The 20,227-nt window shown below is 69.3% G+C and carries 20 protein-coding genes; 6 read left to right on the plus strand and 14 right to left on the minus strand.

Features of this window, described 5'->3' with window-relative positions:
- The first annotated feature begins 159 nt into the window (after window positions 1-159).
- The 3 genes from MUN33_RS05570 to MUN33_RS05580 are packed head-to-tail and all read left to right on the plus strand — an operon-like array spanning window position 160 to window position 5,717.
- Window positions 160-1,731 carry a DUF3375 domain-containing protein gene (locus tag MUN33_RS05570; RefSeq protein WP_244803888.1) on the plus strand — a complete coding sequence of 524 codons (1,572 nt, stop codon included), beginning with the start codon at window positions 160-162 and terminating at the stop codon, window positions 1,729-1,731.
- Complete coding sequence (locus MUN33_RS05575; protein WP_244803889.1) at window positions 1,728-2,363, plus strand: DUF4194 domain-containing protein; 636 nt, start codon at window positions 1,728-1,730, stop codon at window positions 2,361-2,363. Before MUN33_RS05570 ends, MUN33_RS05575 begins: the two co-directional genes overlap by 4 nt.
- A 9-nt stretch (window positions 2,364-2,372) precedes the next feature.
- On the plus strand, window positions 2,373-5,717 hold the full coding sequence (locus MUN33_RS05580) for an ATP-binding protein (protein ID WP_244803967.1): 3,345 nt from the start codon (window positions 2,373-2,375) through the stop codon (window positions 5,715-5,717).
- A 44-nt stretch (window positions 5,718-5,761) separates the two neighbouring features.
- Here the strand turns inward: MUN33_RS05580 and MUN33_RS05585 are convergent, their stop codons facing one another.
- The 13 genes from MUN33_RS05585 to MUN33_RS05645 all read right to left on the minus strand — a co-directional run bounded on the left by MUN33_RS05585 (window position 5,762) and on the right by MUN33_RS05645 (window position 17,943).
- Window positions 5,762-6,016 carry a hypothetical protein gene (locus MUN33_RS05585; protein WP_244803890.1) on the minus strand — a complete coding sequence of 85 codons (255 nt, stop codon included), beginning with the start codon at window positions 6,014-6,016 and terminating at the stop codon, window positions 5,762-5,764.
- 22 nt (window positions 6,017-6,038) lie between these two features.
- Entirely contained in the window at window positions 6,039-6,509 is a 471-nt protein-coding gene (locus MUN33_RS05590) for a universal stress protein (protein ID WP_244803891.1), read from the minus strand.
- 73 nt (window positions 6,510-6,582) lie between these two features.
- Window positions 6,583-7,062 carry a universal stress protein gene (locus MUN33_RS05595; RefSeq protein WP_244803892.1) on the minus strand — a complete coding sequence of 160 codons (480 nt, stop codon included), beginning with the start codon at window positions 7,060-7,062 and terminating at the stop codon, window positions 6,583-6,585.
- Complete coding sequence (locus MUN33_RS05600) at window positions 7,059-8,681, minus strand: tripartite tricarboxylate transporter permease (RefSeq protein ID WP_244803893.1); 1,623 nt, start codon at window positions 8,679-8,681, stop codon at window positions 7,059-7,061. Before MUN33_RS05600 ends, MUN33_RS05595 begins: the two co-directional genes overlap by 4 nt.
- Window positions 8,678-9,181, minus strand: a complete 504-nt coding sequence (locus tag MUN33_RS05605) for a tripartite tricarboxylate transporter TctB family protein (protein WP_244803894.1) — start codon at window positions 9,179-9,181, stop codon at window positions 8,678-8,680. The genes MUN33_RS05600 and MUN33_RS05605 overlap by 4 nt, the downstream gene beginning before the upstream one ends.
- Window positions 9,181-10,191: a tripartite tricarboxylate transporter substrate binding protein gene (locus tag MUN33_RS05610; RefSeq protein WP_244803895.1), complete on the minus strand. Its 1,011-nt coding sequence runs from the start codon at window positions 10,189-10,191 to the stop codon at window positions 9,181-9,183. The genes MUN33_RS05605 and MUN33_RS05610 overlap by 1 nt, the downstream gene beginning before the upstream one ends.
- Window positions 10,192-10,373: 182 nt before the next feature.
- On the minus strand, window positions 10,374-11,483 hold the full coding sequence (locus MUN33_RS05615) for a DNA alkylation repair protein (protein WP_244803896.1): 1,110 nt from the start codon (window positions 11,481-11,483) through the stop codon (window positions 10,374-10,376).
- Window positions 11,484-11,716: 233 nt separating this feature from the next.
- Window positions 11,717-12,931, minus strand: a complete 1,215-nt coding sequence (locus MUN33_RS05620) for an MFS transporter (protein ID WP_244803897.1) — start codon at window positions 12,929-12,931, stop codon at window positions 11,717-11,719.
- A gap of 4 nt (window positions 12,932-12,935) precedes the next feature.
- Window positions 12,936-13,301, minus strand: a complete 366-nt coding sequence (locus tag MUN33_RS05625) for an ArsR/SmtB family transcription factor (protein ID WP_244803898.1) — start codon at window positions 13,299-13,301, stop codon at window positions 12,936-12,938.
- A 55-nt stretch (window positions 13,302-13,356) separates the two neighbouring features.
- Window positions 13,357-15,519 (minus strand): heavy metal translocating P-type ATPase, encoded by a 2,163-nt coding sequence (locus MUN33_RS05630; protein WP_244803899.1) that lies wholly within the window; start codon window positions 15,517-15,519, stop codon window positions 13,357-13,359.
- A 125-nt stretch (window positions 15,520-15,644) separates the two neighbouring features.
- Entirely contained in the window at window positions 15,645-15,944 is a 300-nt protein-coding gene (locus MUN33_RS05635) for a YHS domain-containing protein (protein ID WP_244803900.1), read from the minus strand.
- A 152-nt stretch (window positions 15,945-16,096) separates the two neighbouring features.
- Window positions 16,097-16,888 carry a 23S ribosomal RNA methyltransferase Erm gene (gene erm / locus MUN33_RS05640; RefSeq protein ID WP_244803968.1) on the minus strand — a complete coding sequence of 264 codons (792 nt, stop codon included), beginning with the start codon at window positions 16,886-16,888 and terminating at the stop codon, window positions 16,097-16,099.
- Between the two features lie 176 nt (window positions 16,889-17,064).
- On the minus strand, window positions 17,065-17,943 hold the full coding sequence (locus tag MUN33_RS05645) for a LysR family transcriptional regulator (protein WP_244803901.1): 879 nt from the start codon (window positions 17,941-17,943) through the stop codon (window positions 17,065-17,067).
- Between the two features lie 79 nt (window positions 17,944-18,022).
- Between MUN33_RS05645 and MUN33_RS05650 the strand changes: the two genes are divergently transcribed.
- Genes MUN33_RS05650 through MUN33_RS05660 form a run of 3 tightly spaced genes read left to right on the plus strand, consistent with a single transcriptional unit; the run spans window position 18,023 to window position 19,795 of the window.
- The gene (locus tag MUN33_RS05650; protein WP_244803902.1) at window positions 18,023-19,003 is read left to right on the plus strand and encodes an EamA family transporter; all 981 of its coding nucleotides are present in this window, start codon (window positions 18,023-18,025) and stop codon (window positions 19,001-19,003) included.
- Window positions 19,000-19,668, plus strand: coding sequence for an NAD(P)-dependent oxidoreductase (locus MUN33_RS05655; protein ID WP_244803903.1), 669 nt, complete (start codon window positions 19,000-19,002; stop codon window positions 19,666-19,668). Before MUN33_RS05650 ends, MUN33_RS05655 begins: the two co-directional genes overlap by 4 nt.
- Window positions 19,637-19,795 (plus strand): hypothetical protein, encoded by a 159-nt coding sequence (locus MUN33_RS05660; protein WP_244803904.1) that lies wholly within the window; start codon window positions 19,637-19,639, stop codon window positions 19,793-19,795. The genes MUN33_RS05655 and MUN33_RS05660 overlap by 32 nt, the downstream gene beginning before the upstream one ends.
- Before the next feature lie 186 nt (window positions 19,796-19,981).
- Here the strand turns inward: MUN33_RS05660 and MUN33_RS05665 are convergent, their stop codons facing one another.
- A complete protein-coding gene (locus MUN33_RS05665; protein WP_244803905.1) occupies window positions 19,982-20,221 on the minus strand; it encodes a hypothetical protein in 240 nt (79 codons plus the stop codon).
- Window positions 20,222-20,227 lie beyond the last annotated feature (6 nt).

A 20,227-nucleotide genomic window follows, 5' to 3' on the forward strand; every position in this document is an offset into this window, starting at 1 on the left:
GGACCGCCAGGGTCGTCCAGGATTGTTCTAGTCCGGTGCACGTTTTCTCCCCACGGGCGGGCACGGAGCTAGAACAATCCTGGCCATGGGGCGGGGCGGGAACACACCCCGACCATGCCGAATCCAGCACGGTGACCCCGGGCGCTACACTCTTCCCCGATGGTAATCATGCGTGCAGAGGCCGCCTATCAGCGTACGGCGGCGGCCTTCAGGAACCCGACTCTCGACCTGCTGCACGGCAGGTACGCGCCCTTCGTCGTCACGGCGCTGTCGCTGATCTTCACCCCGGACCGGCCCACCGTGGCGATCTCGGACGCGCACGTGGAGGTCGGCGACGTCGTCGACGAGCTCCGTGCCGCCGGCTACGCCGGGGACGACCGTGGCGGACAGGGCGGGCACGGCGGACGCGGTCTGCCGTCCGGCAACGGCCGCGAGATCTGCCGCTACTGGGTGCGGGTCGGCTGGCTGGTGCCGCAGATCGACGACGACGTGGAGGTCTACCGGCTCTCCGCGCAGGCCGTCGGTGCCCTGGAGATCGTCGGACGCAGCGGCCTGGGACGGGCGCGGGTGTCGCGGTCGCGCGTCCGGACGCTCCTCGACGCCGTGGACCAGCTCGCCCACGCCGCCGAGACCGACCCGCAGGAACGCATCGCCACACTGCGGGCCGAACGGGCGGCGATCGACGAGCAGATCGAGAAGCTGGAGCGCGGGGAGGACGACCCCGTCGAGGACGACCAGTTGCTCGAGGAGGCGGAGAACGTCGTCCACCTCTCCCGTGAACTTCCCGCGGACTTCGCCCGGGTGGCGGAGTCCATCAACGCCATGCAGCGCGACGTCGTCGCCGACCTGCGCCGCGACGTCCGGCCCACCGGGGAGGTGCTGCGGGAGTACCTGCACCGCGGGCAGCACGTCATGGAGGCCACGCCGGAGGGACGGGCGTTCTCCGGGGCGCTCGATCTCATCGGGGACCCGGAGAACATCGAGCACCTCACCGACCAGCTCAGCATGCTGATGGGGTTGCCGTTCTCCCGCCACATGAGCGCCGACCAGCGCCGTGAGCTCCTGGCCATCGCCCGTCGCGTCGAGCAGGGGGTGCAGGAGGTGCTCACCGCGCAGCGTCGGGCGTCCCACGTGATCACCGCGCAGGTGCGCACCCATGATCCCGTGCGTGACCGCGAGGTCGACGACCTGCTGCGCACCGTGATGTCCGGGCTGCAGACCTGGATGCAGCAGGGCCGGGCCGACGTGCGGGCCCAGGACGCCGTCGACCCGTTGCGCAGCTTCCCGACGGCCCACCTCGGTCACCTGCGGCAGACCCTCAACGACCTGCATGTCCCCGGAGCTCCGGAACCGCTGCGCCACGAGGACGACGACACCGACGTCGAGTTCGTCCACGCCGACACCCGCGCCTGGGGTGGGCCGCACTACCGGGAGCTGGAGGAGGTCGTCGCCGGGGTGGACGGCCCCTTCGACCTGGCCACGGTGTTCGGCGTGGTGCCCGAGGACAGCAGACGCCCGGTGGACCTGCTGGGCCTGCTGGAGATCGCCCACCGCAACGGCATGGAGGAGACCGATGAGGTCTCCGTCGTCGAGACTCTGCGGCCGGACGGCACCGTCCGCCGCTTCGCCTTCGGCGCCGTCACCGGCGGCACGGGGGACACCGTCACCACCGCCGAGACCCGGCCTGGACAAGGAGACGGACAAGGACCCGGACAAGGAGCTGAGCAATGACCGTGAACGACCCCTTCATCGACGCCGTGCCGATGGAGCAGGACCCCGACGAGTGCTTCGCCGGCGACCGTGGGGTGCTCGACCCGCAGGTCCGCCGGGTGCTGGTGCGGCTGCTGCAGCGCCGCTTCCTGCAGGCCGAGCGCAACCGTGACGACTGGAAGGTGCTGCTGGACAACCAGCAGGTCATCGAGTCACGTCTGCACGACCTGTTCGTCCGGCTGGTGGTCGACTCCGACCGCGGGGTGGCCTACAAGCAGCAGGTGCGCTCCGACGAGCTCGACGTGCCGATCCTGCTGCGCGACGAGCCCTACACCCGGGCCGAGACCCTGGTGCTGGTGTACCTGCGTACCGTCTACCAGCGCGAGTCCACCGCCGGGGAACTCGCCGCCCGGGTGGACGTCGAGGAGGTCGAGCAGACGGTGATGACCTACTTCACCGAGACCAACGGCGATGTCGCCCGCCGGCAGAAGCTGATCCGCAACGCCTTGGGACGCCTCCGCCAGGAGGGGGTCATCGACGAGGAGACCGAAGGACGCTACCGCATCAGCCCCCTGGTCGAGATCGTGCTCAGCGCCGACCGGCTCCGGGAACTGCAGCACTGGCTGCAGGAACAGACACAGGAAGGTTCATAGACCGTGAGCATGCTCGACACACTGTTCGGACTGGTGCCGGCGGAGTCCCGTGGGCAGCAGTGGCTCGCCGACGAGCTCCACCTGGTCAACTGGGGCGGCTACGACGGCGCCCACCGGGTGAAGTTCTCGCCCGCGGCGACGCTGCTCTGCGGCGGCTCCGGATCGGGGAAGTCCACGCTGATGGACGCCTACATCGCGCTGATGATGCCGCACACCACGCCGTTCAACGGTGCATCCAACGGCGGGGTCACCGGACGCCCGCGCGGCGAGGACCAGCGCAACATCCTGTCCTACGGGCGCGGGAAGATCGACGAGTCCCGCACCGACGACGGCACCCAGGTCACCGTGCTGCGCGGCGACGGCTCTGACACCTGGACAGCGGTCTCGATGACCTGGCGCGACCGCGACGGGTCACGGTTCACCGCCGTGCGCGCCTGGTACATCCCGGCGTCCGCCCGGGTGCTGGACGACACCGTGAAGGTGCGCGGCGTGGTCGAGGGCGACTTCGACCCGGCCTCGCTCGAGGACGCCGCGTCGCGTCGCCTCGCCGATTCGGCGGTGAAGGAGGCGGGCCTGGAGACCATGGCCACCGACCGTGAGTTCCTGGCCCGGGTGCACTCCGTGCTGGGCATCGGTGCCGCCGGTGCCGGGGCCAAGGCCATGAGCCTGCTGGCCCGGATCCAGGCCGGCCAGCAGATCACCACCGTCGACGAGCTCTACAAGCGCATGGTGCTCGAGGAACCCGAGACCATGGCGACCGCCGACGCCGTCGTCGCTCACTTCGACGAGCTGGAGGGCACCCGGACCAGGATGGTCACCGCGCAGAAGCAGGTGCGGGCCCTGCAACCGGTGCGCGGGATCCGGACGAGGATCGAGGACGCCGCCGAACGGCTGCGGCTGCTCGACGAGATCGGGGGCTTCGCCGACGCGTACTCCCTGGCGTCGCTGTGGCGCACGGAACGTCGCCTGGAACTGCTCCACGAGGCGGAGACCGAGGTCAGGACGCAGAAGCAGGCGGCGGACGCCGAGGTGCGCGCCCAGGCGGCCCTGGCCGAGGCCGCGGAAGCCGAGCGCGCCGGGCTGCTCGAGGTCCTGCGCCAGTCCGGCGGTGACCGGCTCGACACCGCCGAACGTGAACTCGCCCAGGTGGAGCGTCGGCTGTCCGCCGTGCGGCAGAACCGGGCCCGCTTCGACGAGAACACCGCCTGCCTGGACCACCCGGTCACCTCGGAGGAGGACTTCACCGCGCTGGCGGACCGGGCCCGTGCCGCCCTGGCCGACCCGGGGGCGAAGACCGCCGCACGTGACGGTTACGCGGAGTCGCGGGTGGAGCTGAAGAAGCTGCGGCGTGAACTCGCCGACCTGGAGACCGAGCAGCGGTGGACCGAACAGCGCAGCGACAACATCCCGGAGCGCCTGCACGTCGCCCGCCGGATCCTCGCCGACGCCGCGGGGCTGTCGATCGAGGACCTGCCGTTCGTCGGCGAACTCGTCGACGTGGCGACCGAGTACGAGCCCTGGCGAGAGGCGTTCAACCTGGCCCTGGGTGGTTTCGCCACCACGATGCTCATCGACGCCGACGACCTGCCCCGTTTCCGGGCGGCGGTGGACTCCGTCCGCACCGACGTGCGGCTGCGCTACGAGGGCGTGCACACCGGGTTCACCCGGCGGTCCGGCCTGGACCCCCAGTGCCTGCCGGGACGGCTCGACTACCGTGACACCGCCTTCACCGGATGGCTGCAGGACCGGCTGGAACGCCAGTTCGGGTTCTACTGTGTCGACTCCGCCGACGGCCTGGCGGCCCGGCAGCCGGCGCTGACGATCACCGGCCAGGTGTCGCAGGGCGACCGGGGTGCCCACGGCGGGCACGGCGGACGCAATGTGCTGGGATTCTCGAGCCGGCGACGGCTCGAGGAACTGGCCGGGGAGGTGTCCGCGCTGCGGGAGCAGGTCCGCGCGGCCGAGGAGGTCGAGCGCCGGGCGGGTGCCGGGCTCGACGAGCTCGACGCCCGCCACGCCGCCTACACACGGGTGACGGACGTGACGTGGGACGAGATCGACGTGGACACCGTGGAGCAGGAACGGGACCGGTGGGCCGGGGTGATCGCCGAGATCACCGACGGCAACCCGGAGATCTCCGACCTGCAACGCCAGATCGCCGACCTGAAGACGAAGGTCACCCGGTTGCAGGAGAGCACCGGCCGGGCCAAGGGTGAGCAGGAACGCCTGGCCAGGCAGTGGGCCGACACCGTCGACGAGGTCGACGCGGCGCAGGAGGCCCTCGACGTCGCGGAGAGCGAGGGACGTTCACTCGGCGACGCCCAGGCGTCCTACCTGAACGAGCGTTTCGACCCGCCGGCGGATGCCGCGGCGGGCACCACCGGTTCCCGGCTGGCGCGGTTCGACGCCGCCCTGGACACCGCGTCCCGCCGGCTCGAGGACGACCGTGCGGCCGCCCAGGCCACGGTGGCGGAGCAGCGCGAGACGCTGCGTCGGACGATGGAGAGCTTCCTCGACACCTGGCCGAACCCCACGCTGCGCGCCGACCCGGACACCTCCCTGAAGGACTTCGAGCGGATCCTGGAGGACCTGGAGACCAGCGGCCTGCACGAGCTGGAGGGGGAGTGGCGCAACAGTCTGCTGACCCTGTCCGGCAATGACCTGACCAACCTGGACTCCACCCTGGGACGTTCACTGCGTGAGATCCGGGAGCGGATCGAACCGATCAACCGCATCATGGAGAACCTGCCGTTCTACGACGACGACCACCGGCTCCAGATCGTCCCGCGGGAGAACCAGTCGGAGGTGCGGCGACGGTTCCGCAAGGACCTGCGTGACGTGCGACGTCTCATCGAGGACGCCACCGGGGACGGGGAGCGCGAGCAGGCCTACGAGCGCATGGCGCGGGTGATCAACCGGATCCGCCGCGACGCCCCGGACTTCGCCGGCCTGGTCGACGTGCGCAACCACGTGCGTGTCAGCGCGGAGAAGATCCACGCGGAGACCAAGGAGCATGCCGCCCTCTACGACCACATCGGGGAGAAGTCCGGTGGTGAGTCGCAGGAGCTGATCGCCTTCATCGTCGGCGCGGCCCTGCGCTACCAGCTCGGTGACGCCGACGCGGAGCGGCCACGGTACGCCCCGGTGTTCCTGGACGAGGCGTTGATCAAGGCGGACGCGCACTTCACCAAGCGCGCGATCGGCGCCTGGCGCGGGCTGGGCTTCCAGCTGGTCATCGGGGCACCGAACGACAAGTACAGCGCGATCGAACCGCATGTCGACGTCGAGTACGACATCCTCAAGGACACGCAGGGCCGCTCATGGGCGAAGCCGAAGGTGGCGCTGGCGGTCTAGTCGTCGCCTGCCGGCGGCGTCGTGGGGTGTCGTGGGGAGCGGCCTCACCGGGCCGTGAACGTCCTCACCGAGAGTGCGCAGACCACCACCGCGACGACGGCGATGACGCCGTTCGTCACCGCGGCGGCGGTCGTCACCTCGGCGAAGTCGGACAGGGACACCACGACATCCAGCAGGATCAGCATCGTGCCGAGGAACAGCAGTGTCACGTGGCCGAGCACCCCGCCGACGCGGACGAGGCGGCACAGCCACGCCGCCCCGACGAGCAGTGGGCCGACGACGAGGGAGACCAGGAACACCGGCCGGTACCCGGGGGTCGTCCTACTGCTGGGTGGTGTTGACGATGTAGAGGTCGCAGGGTGCCTCGGCGGCGACCTTGCGGGCGATGCTGCCGAGGATCCGCGAGATGCCCTGGACGTGCTTGTTGCCGACCACGATGGTGTCGGCGTGGAGCTTCTCCGCCTGGAGCACCAGCACGTCGGCGGGCGCCCCCTCCACCGCGGAGGCGTGGACCGTCACCGACGGGTACGCCTCCTGCAGGACGGCGGCGACGGAGTCGGCGACCTCCTGTGCGGCGCGGGCGTACCCGTCGGTGAGCTTCTGGTAGGCCGTCGAGGTGCCCGGGCCCATGTTGTTGCTCTTAGCCACCTGCAGCGGCAGAGAGGCACCGATGCTGTACGCGGAGAACACGTGCAGTTCCGCGCCGACGCCGTCGGCCAGCTCCGCAGCCTTCTGGGCGGCGGCCAGGGCCGTCTGGCTGGAGTCGACCCCGGTCACAATTGTCTTCGTCATCGAGTGCCTTTCAGAGAGGTGTCGCGGACCCTGCGGTGGTCCATGTCCCGGCAGTGTAGCGTACCGCGCCCGGTCAGCGGTGGGTGGTGTGCACGATGTACAGGTCGCAGGGCGCTTCGGCGGCGACCTTGCGGGCGACACTGCCGAGGATCCGGGAGAACCCCTGCATGTGCTTGTTGCCGACCACGATCAGCTCCGCCGACAACGTCCGTGCCTGGTGCGAGAGCACCTCGGCCGGGGTACCTTCCTGCGCGGAGGAGACGATGGTCAGCTCCGGGTGCGCCTCCCGGAGGACGGCGGCGACCGCCTCGGCGACGTGCTCTGCGGCACGGGCCTGCCCCTCGGTGAGGTGCTGGTAGGCCGCGGAGGTGGACTGCCCCTGCTCCTTGATCTTGAAGGACTGCAGGGTGTCGGCGGTGCTGACACTGTACGCGGAGACGATGTGGAGTTCGGCGCCGAGACCTTCCGCCAGTTCCGCGGCTTTACCGGCGGCGTTGAGCGCGGTCTGGCTGGAATCCACGCCGGTGACGATCGTCCTGGTTCGGCTGGTCATCGCGTGCCTTTCTGGTCGTCGGCAGCTGCCGGGTCAGTGGGGTCGGTGGCAACGGTGGCGACGGTGGCCCCGGTATCTCCGGTTTCCCCGGCGCCCGCAGCGGCGGGCTCGGTCTCGGTGGAGTGCAGGGCCTCCTCGGCCCGGTCCATCATTTTGGGCCGGCGGACGGCCTGCCAGATGGCGAAGCCGATGGAGGCCAGGGTCAGGATGCCGAGGACCAGCGGGATGGGCTCGAGCATCCAGGTGAAGCTGCCGTTGTTGATGATCATCGCGCGGCGGAAGCCGCTCTCGGCGATCGGCCCGAGGATCACGCCGATGATCAGCGGGGCGAGCGGGAAGCCGCCCTTGACCATGATGTAGCCCAGGATCGCCGCGAGGAACATGACCAGCACGTCGAAGATGCTGGAGCGCATCGCGTAGGAGCCGACCACGGCCAGGACGATGACGGAGGGCCAGAGCAGTCGCGGCGGGACGGACTCGATGAGCTTCACCCAGAAGGTGGTGCCGAACCAGCCGAGGACCAGCAGGACCAGGTAGACCATTGCGAAGCCGATGAACAGGCCGTAGATCAGGTCGGGGCTGCCGGAGAACAGGGTCGGTCCCGGCTGCAGGCCGTGGACGGTCAGGGCGCCGATCAGCACTGCGGAGGTCACGTCGCCGGGGATGCCGAGGGTCAGTGTGGGAACCAGGGCACCGGCGGTGCCGGCGTTCTTCGACGACTCCGCGGCGGCGATGCCGCGGGGATCGCCCTTGCCGTACCGGGACTTGTCCTTGGCGGCGCGCTTGGACTCGTTGTAGGCGACGAAGGAGCTGATGTCGCCACCCACACCCGGGATGATGCCGATGACGAAGCCGATGGCGGACCCCAGGATGCTGGAGGGTGCGAGTTTGCGCAGCCAGGCAGGGGTGGCGCGGAACTTCTCCGGCTTCATCTTCAGGTTCAGCTTCGTCAGCCGTTCGACCTGGAGGAAGGCCTCGGAGACGGCGAAGAGGCCGATCATCAGCGGGATGAAGGAGATGCCGGAGATCAGGTCGGAGTTGCCGAAGGTCAGGCGCGGGAAGCCCTGGATGGTGTCGAGACCGATCATGGCGATGCCCAGGCCCAGGAAGCCGGCGATGAGCCCCTTGACCATACGGCCTTCGGAGATCGAGGCGATGATGGTCAGTGCGAACAGGGCGAGCATGAAGTTCGCCGAGGAACCGAAGCCCAGGGCGAAGTCGGCGATGACGGGGGAGAAGAAGGCGAGCAGGAGCACGCCGATGAAGCCGCCGACACAGGACGCCAGCACCGAGATCTTCAGTGCCTGGACACCCTTGCCGGCCACGGTCATGGCGTGGCCGTCGGCGACACTGGCCGCGGATGCCGGTGTTCCCGGTGTTCGGATCAGGATCGCGGGGATGGACCCCGCGTACACGGCGCCGCCGTAGATGCCCAGCAGCAGCATCATGCCGGCCAGCGGTTCCAGGGCGAAGGTGAAGGGGAGCAGCAGCGCCACTCCGACGGTGGCGGAGATGCCGGGGAGGGCACCGACCACCATGCCGATCAGGACGCCCAGTACCAGCATGATCATGACCTGGACATCGGCGACGGCACCGAGGCCGTCCATCCAATTACTCATGGCAGAATCCCTTCGATGACACCGGAGGGCAGGTAGACCCCCAGGGCTGCGGTGAACAGGTAGTAGACGGCGACGGAGACGAGGACCGGCACGAGGATGAGCCGGACGATGCTGCGCACGCCCATGATCAGCAGGCCGAGGACCATGAAGGCCAGGGTGGACAGCATGAACCCGAGCGGCGTCATGAGCAGGGCGTAGACCACCCCGACGACGACGATGAGGACGGTGCGCAGGCGCGTGCCCTCTTCAGGCAGGAAGGTGTTGCGTTCGGAGTTGAACAGCAGCATGATGCCGAGGATCACCAGGGCACCGCCGATCAGGCGGGGCAGTGCGGCGGTCCCGGGGTCCTCCGGTTGGCCGGGTTCTGGGAACCCGAAGGCGAGGAACAGGAGTACCGCCCCGAGCGCGGTGACGATCACCGCGATGATCCGGTCACCGAGCAGTGAACCGCCCTGCGGTTGCTGTGTGGTCTCCTGCGGGAGGTCGGTGGGTGTGGACATCATTCTCCTCCCAGCCCGGCTTCGTCGACGACGGACCGGTAGCGGTCGTATTCCTCGGCGAGGAAGGCGTCGAATTCGCTGGCGTCCTTGTATTCCTGGGTGAAGCCCAGGTTGTCCATGTAGTCGCTGAAGCCCTGGGACTCGCGTGCCTCGTTGAAGCACCGGTTGAGCTCCTCGATGTCCTCGTCGGAGGTGTCCGCCGGGGCGAACAGCCCGAGGATGGCGTAGCTGGTCCAGTCCATGCCGACTTCCTTGAGGGTCGGCACACCGGGGAGGATGTCCTCCAGCCGTTGGTCACCGGCGATGGCCAGTGCCCGAAGCTGTCCGGCCTCCACGAACGGTGCGATCTCGGCGGCGCCGACGGCGACGGCCTTGGTCTCGTGGCCCATCACCGCCTGCAGCGCACCGGCCGCACCGCCGTAGGGGACGTTGCGGATGTTGGGCTGGTCGGCTTCCTGGGCGAGCCCGGCGAAACCGATGTGGTAGATCGACCCGGTGCCGGAGCTGGCCATGGTGACGTCCTCGTCGGTGGTCAGCAGTTCCTCGATGCTCTCGATGTCGGAGTTCGGGGGCACGCCGTAGGCGATGGGCTGCTCGCTGTACTGCATGATGCCCCGGATGTCGTCCGGTCCCACGGGGGACACACCCAGGTGGGGCAGGATGGACAGCTCGATGGACGCCGACCCGATGGTGTTGCCGTCGGGCGTGGACGAGGCGGCGGACTGGAACCCCACGGTGCCGGAGCCGCCTGTCTCGTTACGGATGATGATCTCCCTGCCGCAGGTCTCCTGGGCGTAGACGGCGAGCTGCCGGGACGTCCCGTCCGCGGAACCGCCGGGGTTGAAGGGGACGACGAGATTCAGCGGCGGGCGTCCGGAGGAGGATTCTCCGGCGGAATCGTCGTCAGTGCTGCAGGAGGTCAGTGCCAGGGCACTGATCATCGTGAGCGCGGCGATGGCTGTGGGCGCTCTCCTGCTCCTGCTTCGTCGTGGTCGGATCTGGGTCCTCATGCACGGCTCCTGTGGTTTGAACGTCTATCGCAACGGCCGTCCGTCCCAGGTGTTCGCTGTGCGCACGTCCGTTCGCTTTACGCCTGAAACTTACCCCATGCAAAGTGTCAGGTACAACATCGCGGGAATAACGCGATGTAGATCACATCGAGCCGCGTGTGCGGCCGGTGAGATGTCCCGTGTCAGCGCCGGGGAGATCTCTCGACGTCGACCGTCGTCGCGCCGAGGATTCGCCCATTCGGCTGGATCTCGATGAGGTGCGGCCCCGGGTGGATCGTGCGGATCGAGACATGGCCGAAGGTATGGCGGCGCGAGAACTCCACAGGTTCGCCTGCCGGGAGGTCACGGACGGCGAGCTTGAAGACTTTCCCGGACTTCACCCTGCGCGTGCCCTGGTAATGCACCAGGTAGTCGACCGCGGCCCTCGTCGGGGAGGACGCCTGCAGTGTGAAGGAGATCGTGGTGCTGTCGCCGATGCCGATCGTCGACGGGGTGCAGGTGAGGTTCGTCAGCGTGACCGGCGCGTCGTGGTCGAACCCGAGGACGGCCAGCGCGTCCGGGTCCCCGCGTTTGACCAGGGTCCGCAGTCCGTGGCGCACCACGTAGTCGCCGTGGGTGGAGGTCCGCGCCCACCGTCGGGCGGTGTCCACGGCGAGTTCGGGGTGGTCCTTGCTCACGTCGTTGAGGTGGTTGGCCACCGACCGCCGGACGTAGAGGGAGTCGTCGTCGAACAGCGCATCGAGCAGCGCCAACGTATCTGACGGATCCTCGATGAAGCGGTACAGCCGCCCCGCCCAGGGGAGCCGTGGGCGGGTCCCCTCGGAGACCAGGCGCCGGACGTGCTCGTCCGGGCTCGTGGCCCATGCCCGCAGCTGGTCCATCGTCACGTCGTGGTGGGCCTCCAGGAACGGACGGACCGCGAACTCCGCGGTGTAGCGGGACGTCAGGGACCCCAACAGGGGAAGGGCGAGGTCAGGGCGGTCGAGCATCTCCGCCGCGATGTACTCGGTGAGCGGCATCGTCGTCCACCCCTGGAGGACGGCGTTGCCGGTGCGGTCGTCGTGTGCGACCGCATCGTGGATCACCCGGGCGGCGTCGTCGGGCGATGACGGCAGCGTGGCCGCGAGGGCGTCGGCGATCCAGGACACCCGGGCCTTCAGCTCCATGCCGTCCAGCCCGGACACGGCCTGCCGCTGGAAAGCGGCACTGTCGAAGGAGGTCGAGACCGCCGACAACGCGCCGGCGAGCCGTCCGACCAGTTGCGGCGAGATGTCGTCCTTGAGTCCGGCCATCCTGAATCTCCTCCGGGTCGTGGAGCGCCGGCAGGGCGGTGTCCTGCGACACCGGCAGACCGAGGGGAGCGGCCATGAGGCGCCCGTCGTCCCACCAGACTAGTGGGGCCGGCGCAGGGACGTCGATGCGTTCCGGGCCGACAGGTAACGCGCGAGTCGCCGTCTGTCATGTCGACACTCCGAAATGATACGAAACCCATTCATTTCATCATGCAGGTGATCTGGATTGGGTGTCACACTGTCACGCGCTGCCCCGCGTACCAGTTCAGCGCCGTCCACAGTGCGCCCACCGCGCCGACGGCAACAAGGACCAGCGCAGTCGTCGGTAGCCCGGCTGCGACCCCGAGCGCCCCGGCGACCGGGTAGGTGACCAGGAAGCAGGCGTGCGACAGGGAGAACTGCGCGGCGAACAGGGCGGGGCGGGTGGCCTCGGTGCTGTTCTTCTGCACGATCTTCGACGAGGGGGTCAGCATCAGCGACGTCGAGGCACCCTGCAGGAACCAGAGGAACAGCAGCGGCCACCAGGCGTCCGCATCCACGGCGACAGGAATCACCACCGCGATCAGCGCCAGGACCACCAGAGAACCCACGGCACCGCAGAGCATCGCGGTGGTGTCGGCGATTCGGCGCAACAACCACGGCACAGTCACCGCGACGATCATCGAGCCGGCACCGAATACGCCCAACGTCACCGCCAGAGCAGTGTCGTCGCGGCCCATGCTCCCGCGGACCAGGACCACGGTGTTGACGATGACCATCGCCTGGACCGCGGCGACGGTGAGGTTGACCCCCTGCAGCCCGCGCAGTTGGCGTACCCGGAGGAACAGGCGGGCACCACCGGTCAGCCGGGTCAGGAACGGCTCGCGGGGGACCTGCGCAACCCGGGGCAGCCGGGACCGGACCACCAGCAGCGCAGAGCCCAGGAAACCGGCCACCGTCCCGAGGAACAGGTTGTTGTAACTGACCACGGTCAGTAGTGCGGCGGCCAGGACCGGACTGACCACGGACTCCAGGTCGTAGGCGAGCCGGGACAGTGACAGCCCGCGGGTGTAGTCGTCCTCGTCGGTGAGCACGGAGGGGATGACCGCCTGGAACGCCGGGGTGAAGGTGGCCGACGCCGACTGCAGGACGAAGATCAGCACGTAGATCTGCCAGGTCTGGTCCACGACCGGGAGGCACAGGGCGACGCCGGCGCGGACGATGTCGGTGGCCACCAAGAGGGGCTTGCGCGGTAGGCGTGCGGTGAGTGCGGCGGTGACCGGGGAGACGGCGACGTAGGCGACCATCTTGATCGTCATCGCGGTGCCCAGCACCGCGCCGGCACTGTCGCCGGCGATGTCGAAGGCCAGCAGGCCCAGGGCGACGGTCAGCAGGCCGGTACCCAGCAGGGCGGTGACCTGGGCACAGAACAGGCGGCGGAAGGCGGTGTGGGCCAGTACGGTCGCCATGACGCTAGGTCGCTGATCCGTGGTGGTGCGGCGGGGACTGTCCGTTGGAGACCGTGTGCTCGGCCTGTTTGACTGCCTCGCTGACCAGGTTGAAGACGTGCTCGTCGGCGAGCCGGTACCAGACCCGGGTGCCGTCCTGGCGGGTGGTGACCACCCGGGCCATCCGCAGGCGCGCCAGGTGCTGGGAGACCCCGGAGGCGGACTTGCCGACGATGTCGGCCAGATCCCCGACGGAGAGCTCGCCGTGCCGGTGCAGGGACAGGACGACCCGGACCCGGGTGGGGTCGGCGAGGAGGGAGAAGACCTCGGCGGCGAGTTCGACGTAGTCCGAGTGCGGGTCGAGGCCGCATAGTTTATTATCTTCGTGCATACGCAGATAGTAACACGATGCGGCTCCCGGGGGAGTCGTGCCGCATCGTTGCCGGTCAGGACCGGCCGAGGAACCGTCCGGTACTCGCCTCCGGTGCGAGGTCGAGCCGGCGGAGCAGCTGGGCGTTCAACGCGACGACGACGGTGGACGCGGACATGAGGACCGCACCGACGCTCATCGGCAGCACGAAACCGACCGGTGCCAGGACACCTGCCGCGAGAGGCACGGAGACGAGGTTGTAGCCGGCGGCCCACCAGAGGTTCTGGGTCATCTTGCGGTACGTGGCCCGGGAGAGCTCGAACACCGAGAGCACCGAGCGGGGGTCGGAGGAGGCCAGGATGACCCCGGCCGAACCGATCGCCACGTCCGTACCGGCACCGATGGCGATACCGACGTCGGCCTGGGCGAGCGCGGGGGCGTCGTTGACCCCGTCACCGACCATCGCGACCTTCCGGCCCTCACCCTGCAGCTCGGCGACCTTGGCCGCCTTGTCCTCCGGGCGTACCCCGGCGAAGACGCGGTCGATGCCGAGCTCCCGGGCGACGGTGTCCGCCACGGCCTGGGCGTCGCCGGTGATCATCACCACCTGGGCGCCGACGGCGTGGAGGGCGTCGACCGCGTCGCGGGACTCCGGACGGATCTCGTCGGCCAGCCGCAGCGCACCGATCACCTCACCGTCGGACAGGACGTGGAGGATGATCGCACCCTGCCCACGCCACGTGTCGGCGACCGGAAGTTCGTCGGCGGCGCGCTGTTCAAGCAGGTAGGGGCCGCCGACCTCGACCGTCCCGTCGCCGACGGTCGCCGACACTCCCACGGCCGGGGAGGACGAGAAGTCACGTGCACCCGGCACGTCCAGGGCGCGTTCCCGGGCGGCACGGGTGATCGCCCGGGCCAGCGGATGCTCACTGTCGGCCTCCGCAGCGGCGGCGAGCGCGAGGACCTCGTCCTCACTGTGACCGCCGGGACCGCCGGGACCGCCGGCGGCTTCGACGCCGGTGACGGTGGGCTCGCCCTTGGTGAGGGTGCCGGTCTTGTCGAAGAGCACGGCATCGACCGAGCGCATGGATTCGAGCGCGAGCCGGTCCTTGACCAGCACACCGCCACGGGCGGCGCGTTCGGTCGCGATCGAGACGACCAGTGGGATCGCCAGTCCCAGGGCGTGCGGGCAGGCGATGACGAGGACGGTGATGGTACGCACGACTGCTTCGTCGGGCAGGCCGAGCGACGACCAGACGACGGCGGTGACGACCGCCGCGCCGAGCGCGAACCAGAACAGCCACCCGGCCGCCGTGTCGGCGAGCCGCTGGGCGCGGGACGACGCCTCCTGGGCATCGGTGACGAGCTTGCGGATACCGGCCAGGGCGGTGTCGTCGCCGATGGCCGTGACCTCGACGCGGAGCCCGGAATCGGTGGCGATGGTGCCGGCGACGACGTCGTCACCGGTGCCGCGGCGCACCGTCCTCGACTCGCCGGTGACCATCGACTCGTCCATCGACGCGGACCCGTCGACGATCCGTCCGTCGGCCGGCACCGACGCGCCGGGCCGGACGATCACGACGTCACCGACGGCGAGTTCTGCGGGGGAGACCGTCACGACCGTGTCGCCGTCGATGCGCTCGGCCTCGTCGGGCAACAAGGCGGCGAGGGAGTCCAGTGCCGAGGTGGTCTGGGCCAGGGAACGCATCTCGATCCAGTGGCCCAGCAGCATGATGACCACCAGGAGGCCGAGTTCCCACCAGAAGTCCAGCTGGTGGCTGAGCAGGTGCAGGCTGGAGCCCCAGGAGGCCAGGAACGCCACGGTGATCGCCAGGGCGATCAGCAGCATCATGCCCGGCCGGCGGGAACGGATCTCGCCGACCCCGCCGGTCAGGAACGGCCACCCTCCCCAGAAGTACATGACCGTGCCCAGGACCGGGGAGACCCAGCGGACCCACTCCGCGTCGGGTAGTCCGTAGCCGATGAGGTCGGCGAACATGGTGTTGAACGCGACGACCGGGACGGCCAGGACGAGCATGATCCAGAAGAGCCGACGGAACTGGCCGACATGGTCGCCGTGGCCTGCGTGGCCTGCGTGGCCGCCGTGGTCGTGGTCTCCATGATTCTCGTGGCTGTGGTGGTCGTGCTCTGTGTGAATGTCGTGGCCCTCGTGACCCTCGTGGTCGTGGTGGGGGTGGTGTTGTGTGTGGTGGGCGTGGTGGGCGTGGTTCTCGTTCATCTCCGGTCCATTTCTTCCCGGCCTGGCCTGGTGCTCATCCGCTGACCGGGAGGCTGACTGTCTCCCGCTGTCGATGTCTCGTCCGTGGTCTATGGTTCGCGGTCGTCTGGCTGCCTCAGTCGACCTCAGGCTGCGTTGGCGTACCTGTCGGGATCCGCGTCGAACCGCGGTCCGCACCCGGCACAGCAGAACCAGTACCGCTGGCCCTGGTGGTCGCGGTAGAGCCCGGCTGCCTCTGCGTCGGCCTTCACGACCGGGGTACCGGCCATGACCGGGCATTCGGCCATCTCCGGTATCTCCGGCATCTCCGGCACAGTGCTCGTCGGGGCAGTATCGGCGTCGGCCGCGTGGCCGTGTCCGCAGGAGCATCCTCCGCCGGCGGTGGCTGACGTGTCGGTGAGGGTGAGGTTGCCGTGGGTGGTCATGGGGTGGTCCTGTTCTTGGTAGGTGATCGTTGACCGGTGCTTACGCACACCACCAGAGTATACCCCATGGGGGTATATGTACACGGCTGGACGCGCGGCGGTCACGATAGTCGGGTAACCGCCGCCGGACGACCGTCGGTACCGAGACCTGCTCAGCGCCTTGGCTGCCAGCCTGTCCTCTCTGCCGCGCGGAACAGCGAGACCCACTGCTCCGCCGTGAGGTCGCGGGGGAGCGCTGCACGCCGGAGGCCCTCTGCGCGGAGCCACCCCTGCAGCGACGACGAGGCCTTCTTTCCGCCGAGGGCCCGGCCAACCATGTCGTGGAGACCGCGGCCCCTGCCGGTGAAGACGGCATGGACGAAAGCGCGGTAGGCGGACCCGGCTTCATGGGGGAGGAGGGGAGTGGTCCGCCGGTCCACGGTCATCAGACCGGCATCGACGCCGGGGCTCGGGGTGAAGGCGCTGCCGGGGATTCGCTCGTGCATGGCGAAGGTGTACCAGGGCCACCACTGTGCGGTCATCATCGTCGCGCCGCCGATTCCGGCACGGCGACGGGCGACCTCCCACTGGACCACGAGGACGGCACGCGTCCATCCCGGCGCATGGAGCAGCTTGCGCAGGACCGCTGTCGTGATGTGGAACGGTAGGTTACCGACGATCACATGGGGGTGGGACGGAAGCCGGTAGGCCAGGAAGTCGCCGGTGATGAGAGTCGTGTCGGGCAGTTTCCCGGTCAACCGTTTGACCTGCTTCGGGTCGATCTCGATCCCCGTCAGTGGTCGTTGGAGGCGGGTGAGTGGTCTGGTGAGCGCACCAGCGCCCGGGCCGATCTCGATGATCGGTCCGTCGGTGTCGTCGACCAGCGCAATCACATCGTTGATAATCGTGCGGTCGGTAAGGAAGTTTTGGCCGTACTCGTGTCGGCCGCTGTGATAGGTCGGCATTGTGTTCAGGAACTCCGGATGATCGAACTGATCCGGGCAGACGAGAAGCGCCACCCGGCTGATGCTGCGGAGCGGCGGAGGGCCTGTCGTGGTGAGGCCGCGCCGCTAGAAGGCGCGGATCCTCGTCACTGCTATTCCCAGGGAACACATGGCGGTCATCCTAACAGAACTGGTGACTACCTGGCCGCGGTCTCGCACATCATCTCCAACAGCGCCGTCGCCGCAGGCCCGGGGTTGAAGTCGCTCCACGCCAGGTACTGGACCCGCGACGGCCCGTCGGACATCTCCAGGACCACCACGTCCGCGTCAACGGGGACGGCGTCGCGGGACAGCAGGGCGACGGCCAGGCCCTGCCGGACGATCTCCAGCATGAACGCGGTGTCCACCGACTCGAACGCGACGTCGCGGCCCAGGCCGGCGGCGCGGAACGCTACGTCGGACTGGGCCCGGCCCGGGGAGTCGACCGGGAAGTCCACGAACGATTCACCGTCCAGGTCCGCCAGCGCTATACTGTCGCGCCCGGCGAGCCGGTGGGTCGTGCCGACTACCGCCACGAGATCCTCGCGGAGCAGCTCACGGCTCGCCACCCCCTGCGGCGGCTCTCCGGTCGGCAGGCCGAGCACGGCGACGTCCATCGACCCGGACCGAATCGCGGTGATGAACTCGTCGCTGCCGCCGCCGAGCAGCCGGACCCGCACCTCCGGGTGGGCACGTCGGAACCGGCCGAGGACCGCGGGCACGTTGAGGGCGGTGACCGTGGGGATTACCCCGACGGTGACCGTGCCGCAGATCCGTCCGGCGGCTGCCGCGGCGTCGGCGGCGGCACGCTCCGCGGCGTCCAGGCTCTCCTGGGCGGACGGCAGGAACGCTGTCCCGGCGGCGGTGAGCTCCACCCGCCGGCTGGTGCGGGCGAACAACGACACACCGAGTTCGTGTTCCAGTGTCTTGATCTGGTGGCTCATCGCCGACTGCACGATATGGCAGCGTTCCGCGGCGCGGGTGAAGTTGCGGGTCTCGGCGACGGCCAGGACGTACCTCAGTTGCTGCAGTTCCATGGATCAATCATGAATCATGATCGATGGAATGAAAAACATGTGTTGGACTCATGGGTGAATTCGCCCGACGATGGTTTCCATGACAACGACAACCGTCCACCAGCCACACTCCCCGCCGGGTACCCCACCACCGGCGATGGGCACCGCACGGGTGGGCTGGACCGCACTGACCGCGGTGACGCCCGCGGTGTGGGGGACCACCTACATCGTGACCACGCACATGCTGCCCGACGGCCACCCGCTGTTCGCCGCGATGATGCGGGCCCTTCCCGCCGGCCTGATCGCCCTGGCCCTGGCCCGGACACTGCCGAGCGGATCCTGGTGGTGGAAGAGCCTGGTGCTCGGCACCCTGAACATGGCCGCGTTCTTTCCACTGCTGTTCCTCACCGCCCAGCACCTGCCCGGCGGCGTCGCGGCCACACTGAACGCCTCCCAGCCCATCGTCGTCGCCGTCCTCGCCGTGGTGATCCTGCACGAGAAGCTCTCGGTCTGGCGGCTGGGGTGGGGGACCGTCGGTGTCGGCGGCGTCGCCCTGGTCGTGCTCGGCCCCGGGGCCGGGCTGGACCTCGTCGGCCTGCTGGCAGGGGTCGGTGCCGCGGCGTCGATGGGCACCGGCGTGGTGCTCACCAAGAAGTGGGGACGCCCCGACGGCGTCAGCGCGACCGCACTGGCCGGGTGGCAGCTCACCGCGGCCGGACTGGTGCTGCTGGGCCCGGCCCTCGTCGTCGACGGGGTACCCGCGGACATCGACGGCACGGCGGTGGCCGGCTACCTCTGGCTCGGACTGGTCGGCGGCCTGATGACCTACGTCATCTGGTTCTCCGGCATCCGACGTCTCCCCGTCACCGCGACCGCACTGCTGGGGCTGCTGTCCCCGTTGGTGGCCGCGGTGCTGGGAGCGGTCGTCGCCGGGGAGTCACTCAGCCCCGTCCAGCTGACCGGGTTCGCCCTGGCGCTGTCGGCCATGCTGGCCGGCCAGCTCAGCCCGCCGCGGACGAGGAACGAAAACACGAAGAACACGAAGAACACGAAAAACACTAGGGAAGGAACCACCACATGAACATCGTCGTCATCGGAGCAACCGGAATGGCCGGCAGTGCGATCGTCGCCGACGCCGCCTCCCGCGGACACCACGTCACCGCGGTGTCGCGGGGCGGGCAGGGCACAGACACCGTCCACGACCACGACCACGTCACCGCCGTTGCCCTGGATGTCGCAGCCACAGACGCGACGGACCACCTGACCCGGATCCTCGCCGACGCGGACGCAGACATCGATGCCGTCGTGCTCGCCGTACGGCCGGCACCGGGGTCGGAGCACCTCATGGCGTCGATGACCGCCGCCGTCCTCGACGCGGCAGGACGCGCCGGGATCCGTGTGGTGGTCGTCGGTGGCTCGGCACCGTTGCGCTCACCGGACGACCCGGACCGCCTGGTCATCGACGACACCCGGTACATCCCCGAAGCCTGGCGGCCGATCGCCGGCGCAAGCCTGGACCAGTTCCGGGTGTGTCTGGAGCACCCGCGCGCCCGGTGGACCTACCTCAGCCCGCCGGCGGTCTTCGCGCCGGGGGAGGACACCGGTGGGTACCGGCGCGGAACCACCACCTTGCTCACCGACGAGCATGGACAGTCCCGTGTCACTCCGGCCGACCTGGCGTTGGCCGTCGTCGACGAGATCGAGGAGCCAGGCGATGACCCGCACATCACCGTCGTCGGACGTTGAACCGACGGGCGTGTTCGCCCCGCCACTGCGCCTGCTCACCCTCGGCCTGTTGATCTCCGTCGGCATCACCTCCGGCGCGCTGGTGTGGGTCGGAGGATCGATGCTGCAGAGCCGACGCGGGATGTGACAGGGGACCGGTACCCGCCGGAGGGACCCGGTGGTGGGGCTGGTCGTCCTGGCGACGGCCGTCTGCGCACTCGTCGTGGTGCCGTTGGCGTTGAGGGTGCGTACGACGGGGAGTCGTGGTCCGGTAGGTCAGGAGTGCCAGGTGTGGCTCCCGTGGAGGGGGTGAATACCTCGCGGGGAAGTGGATCTAACGGCGGACGAGGCGGGAGGCGTTGTTGACCACGGCGCCGCCGTCGGTGATCTGCCACTGGTATTCGACACTGACCCCCGGAATCCTGGCCGCCCTCTGGACGTCGTTCTTGAGCAGGTGCTCGACCGAGTTCAGGACCGCGACGGTCGTCGAGGGGCCGGACGTGCTGAGAACCAGGTCGGCCCCGGCCCCGGCCAGGTCGCCGGAAGGCGTCGCCGCGAGGACCCGAACCGTCACCGGGTC

Origin of the sequence: Corynebacterium kalidii, assembly GCF_022869005.1 — a bacterium.
GTDB classification, from domain to species: domain Bacteria; phylum Actinomycetota; class Actinomycetes; order Mycobacteriales; family Mycobacteriaceae; genus Corynebacterium; species Corynebacterium kalidii.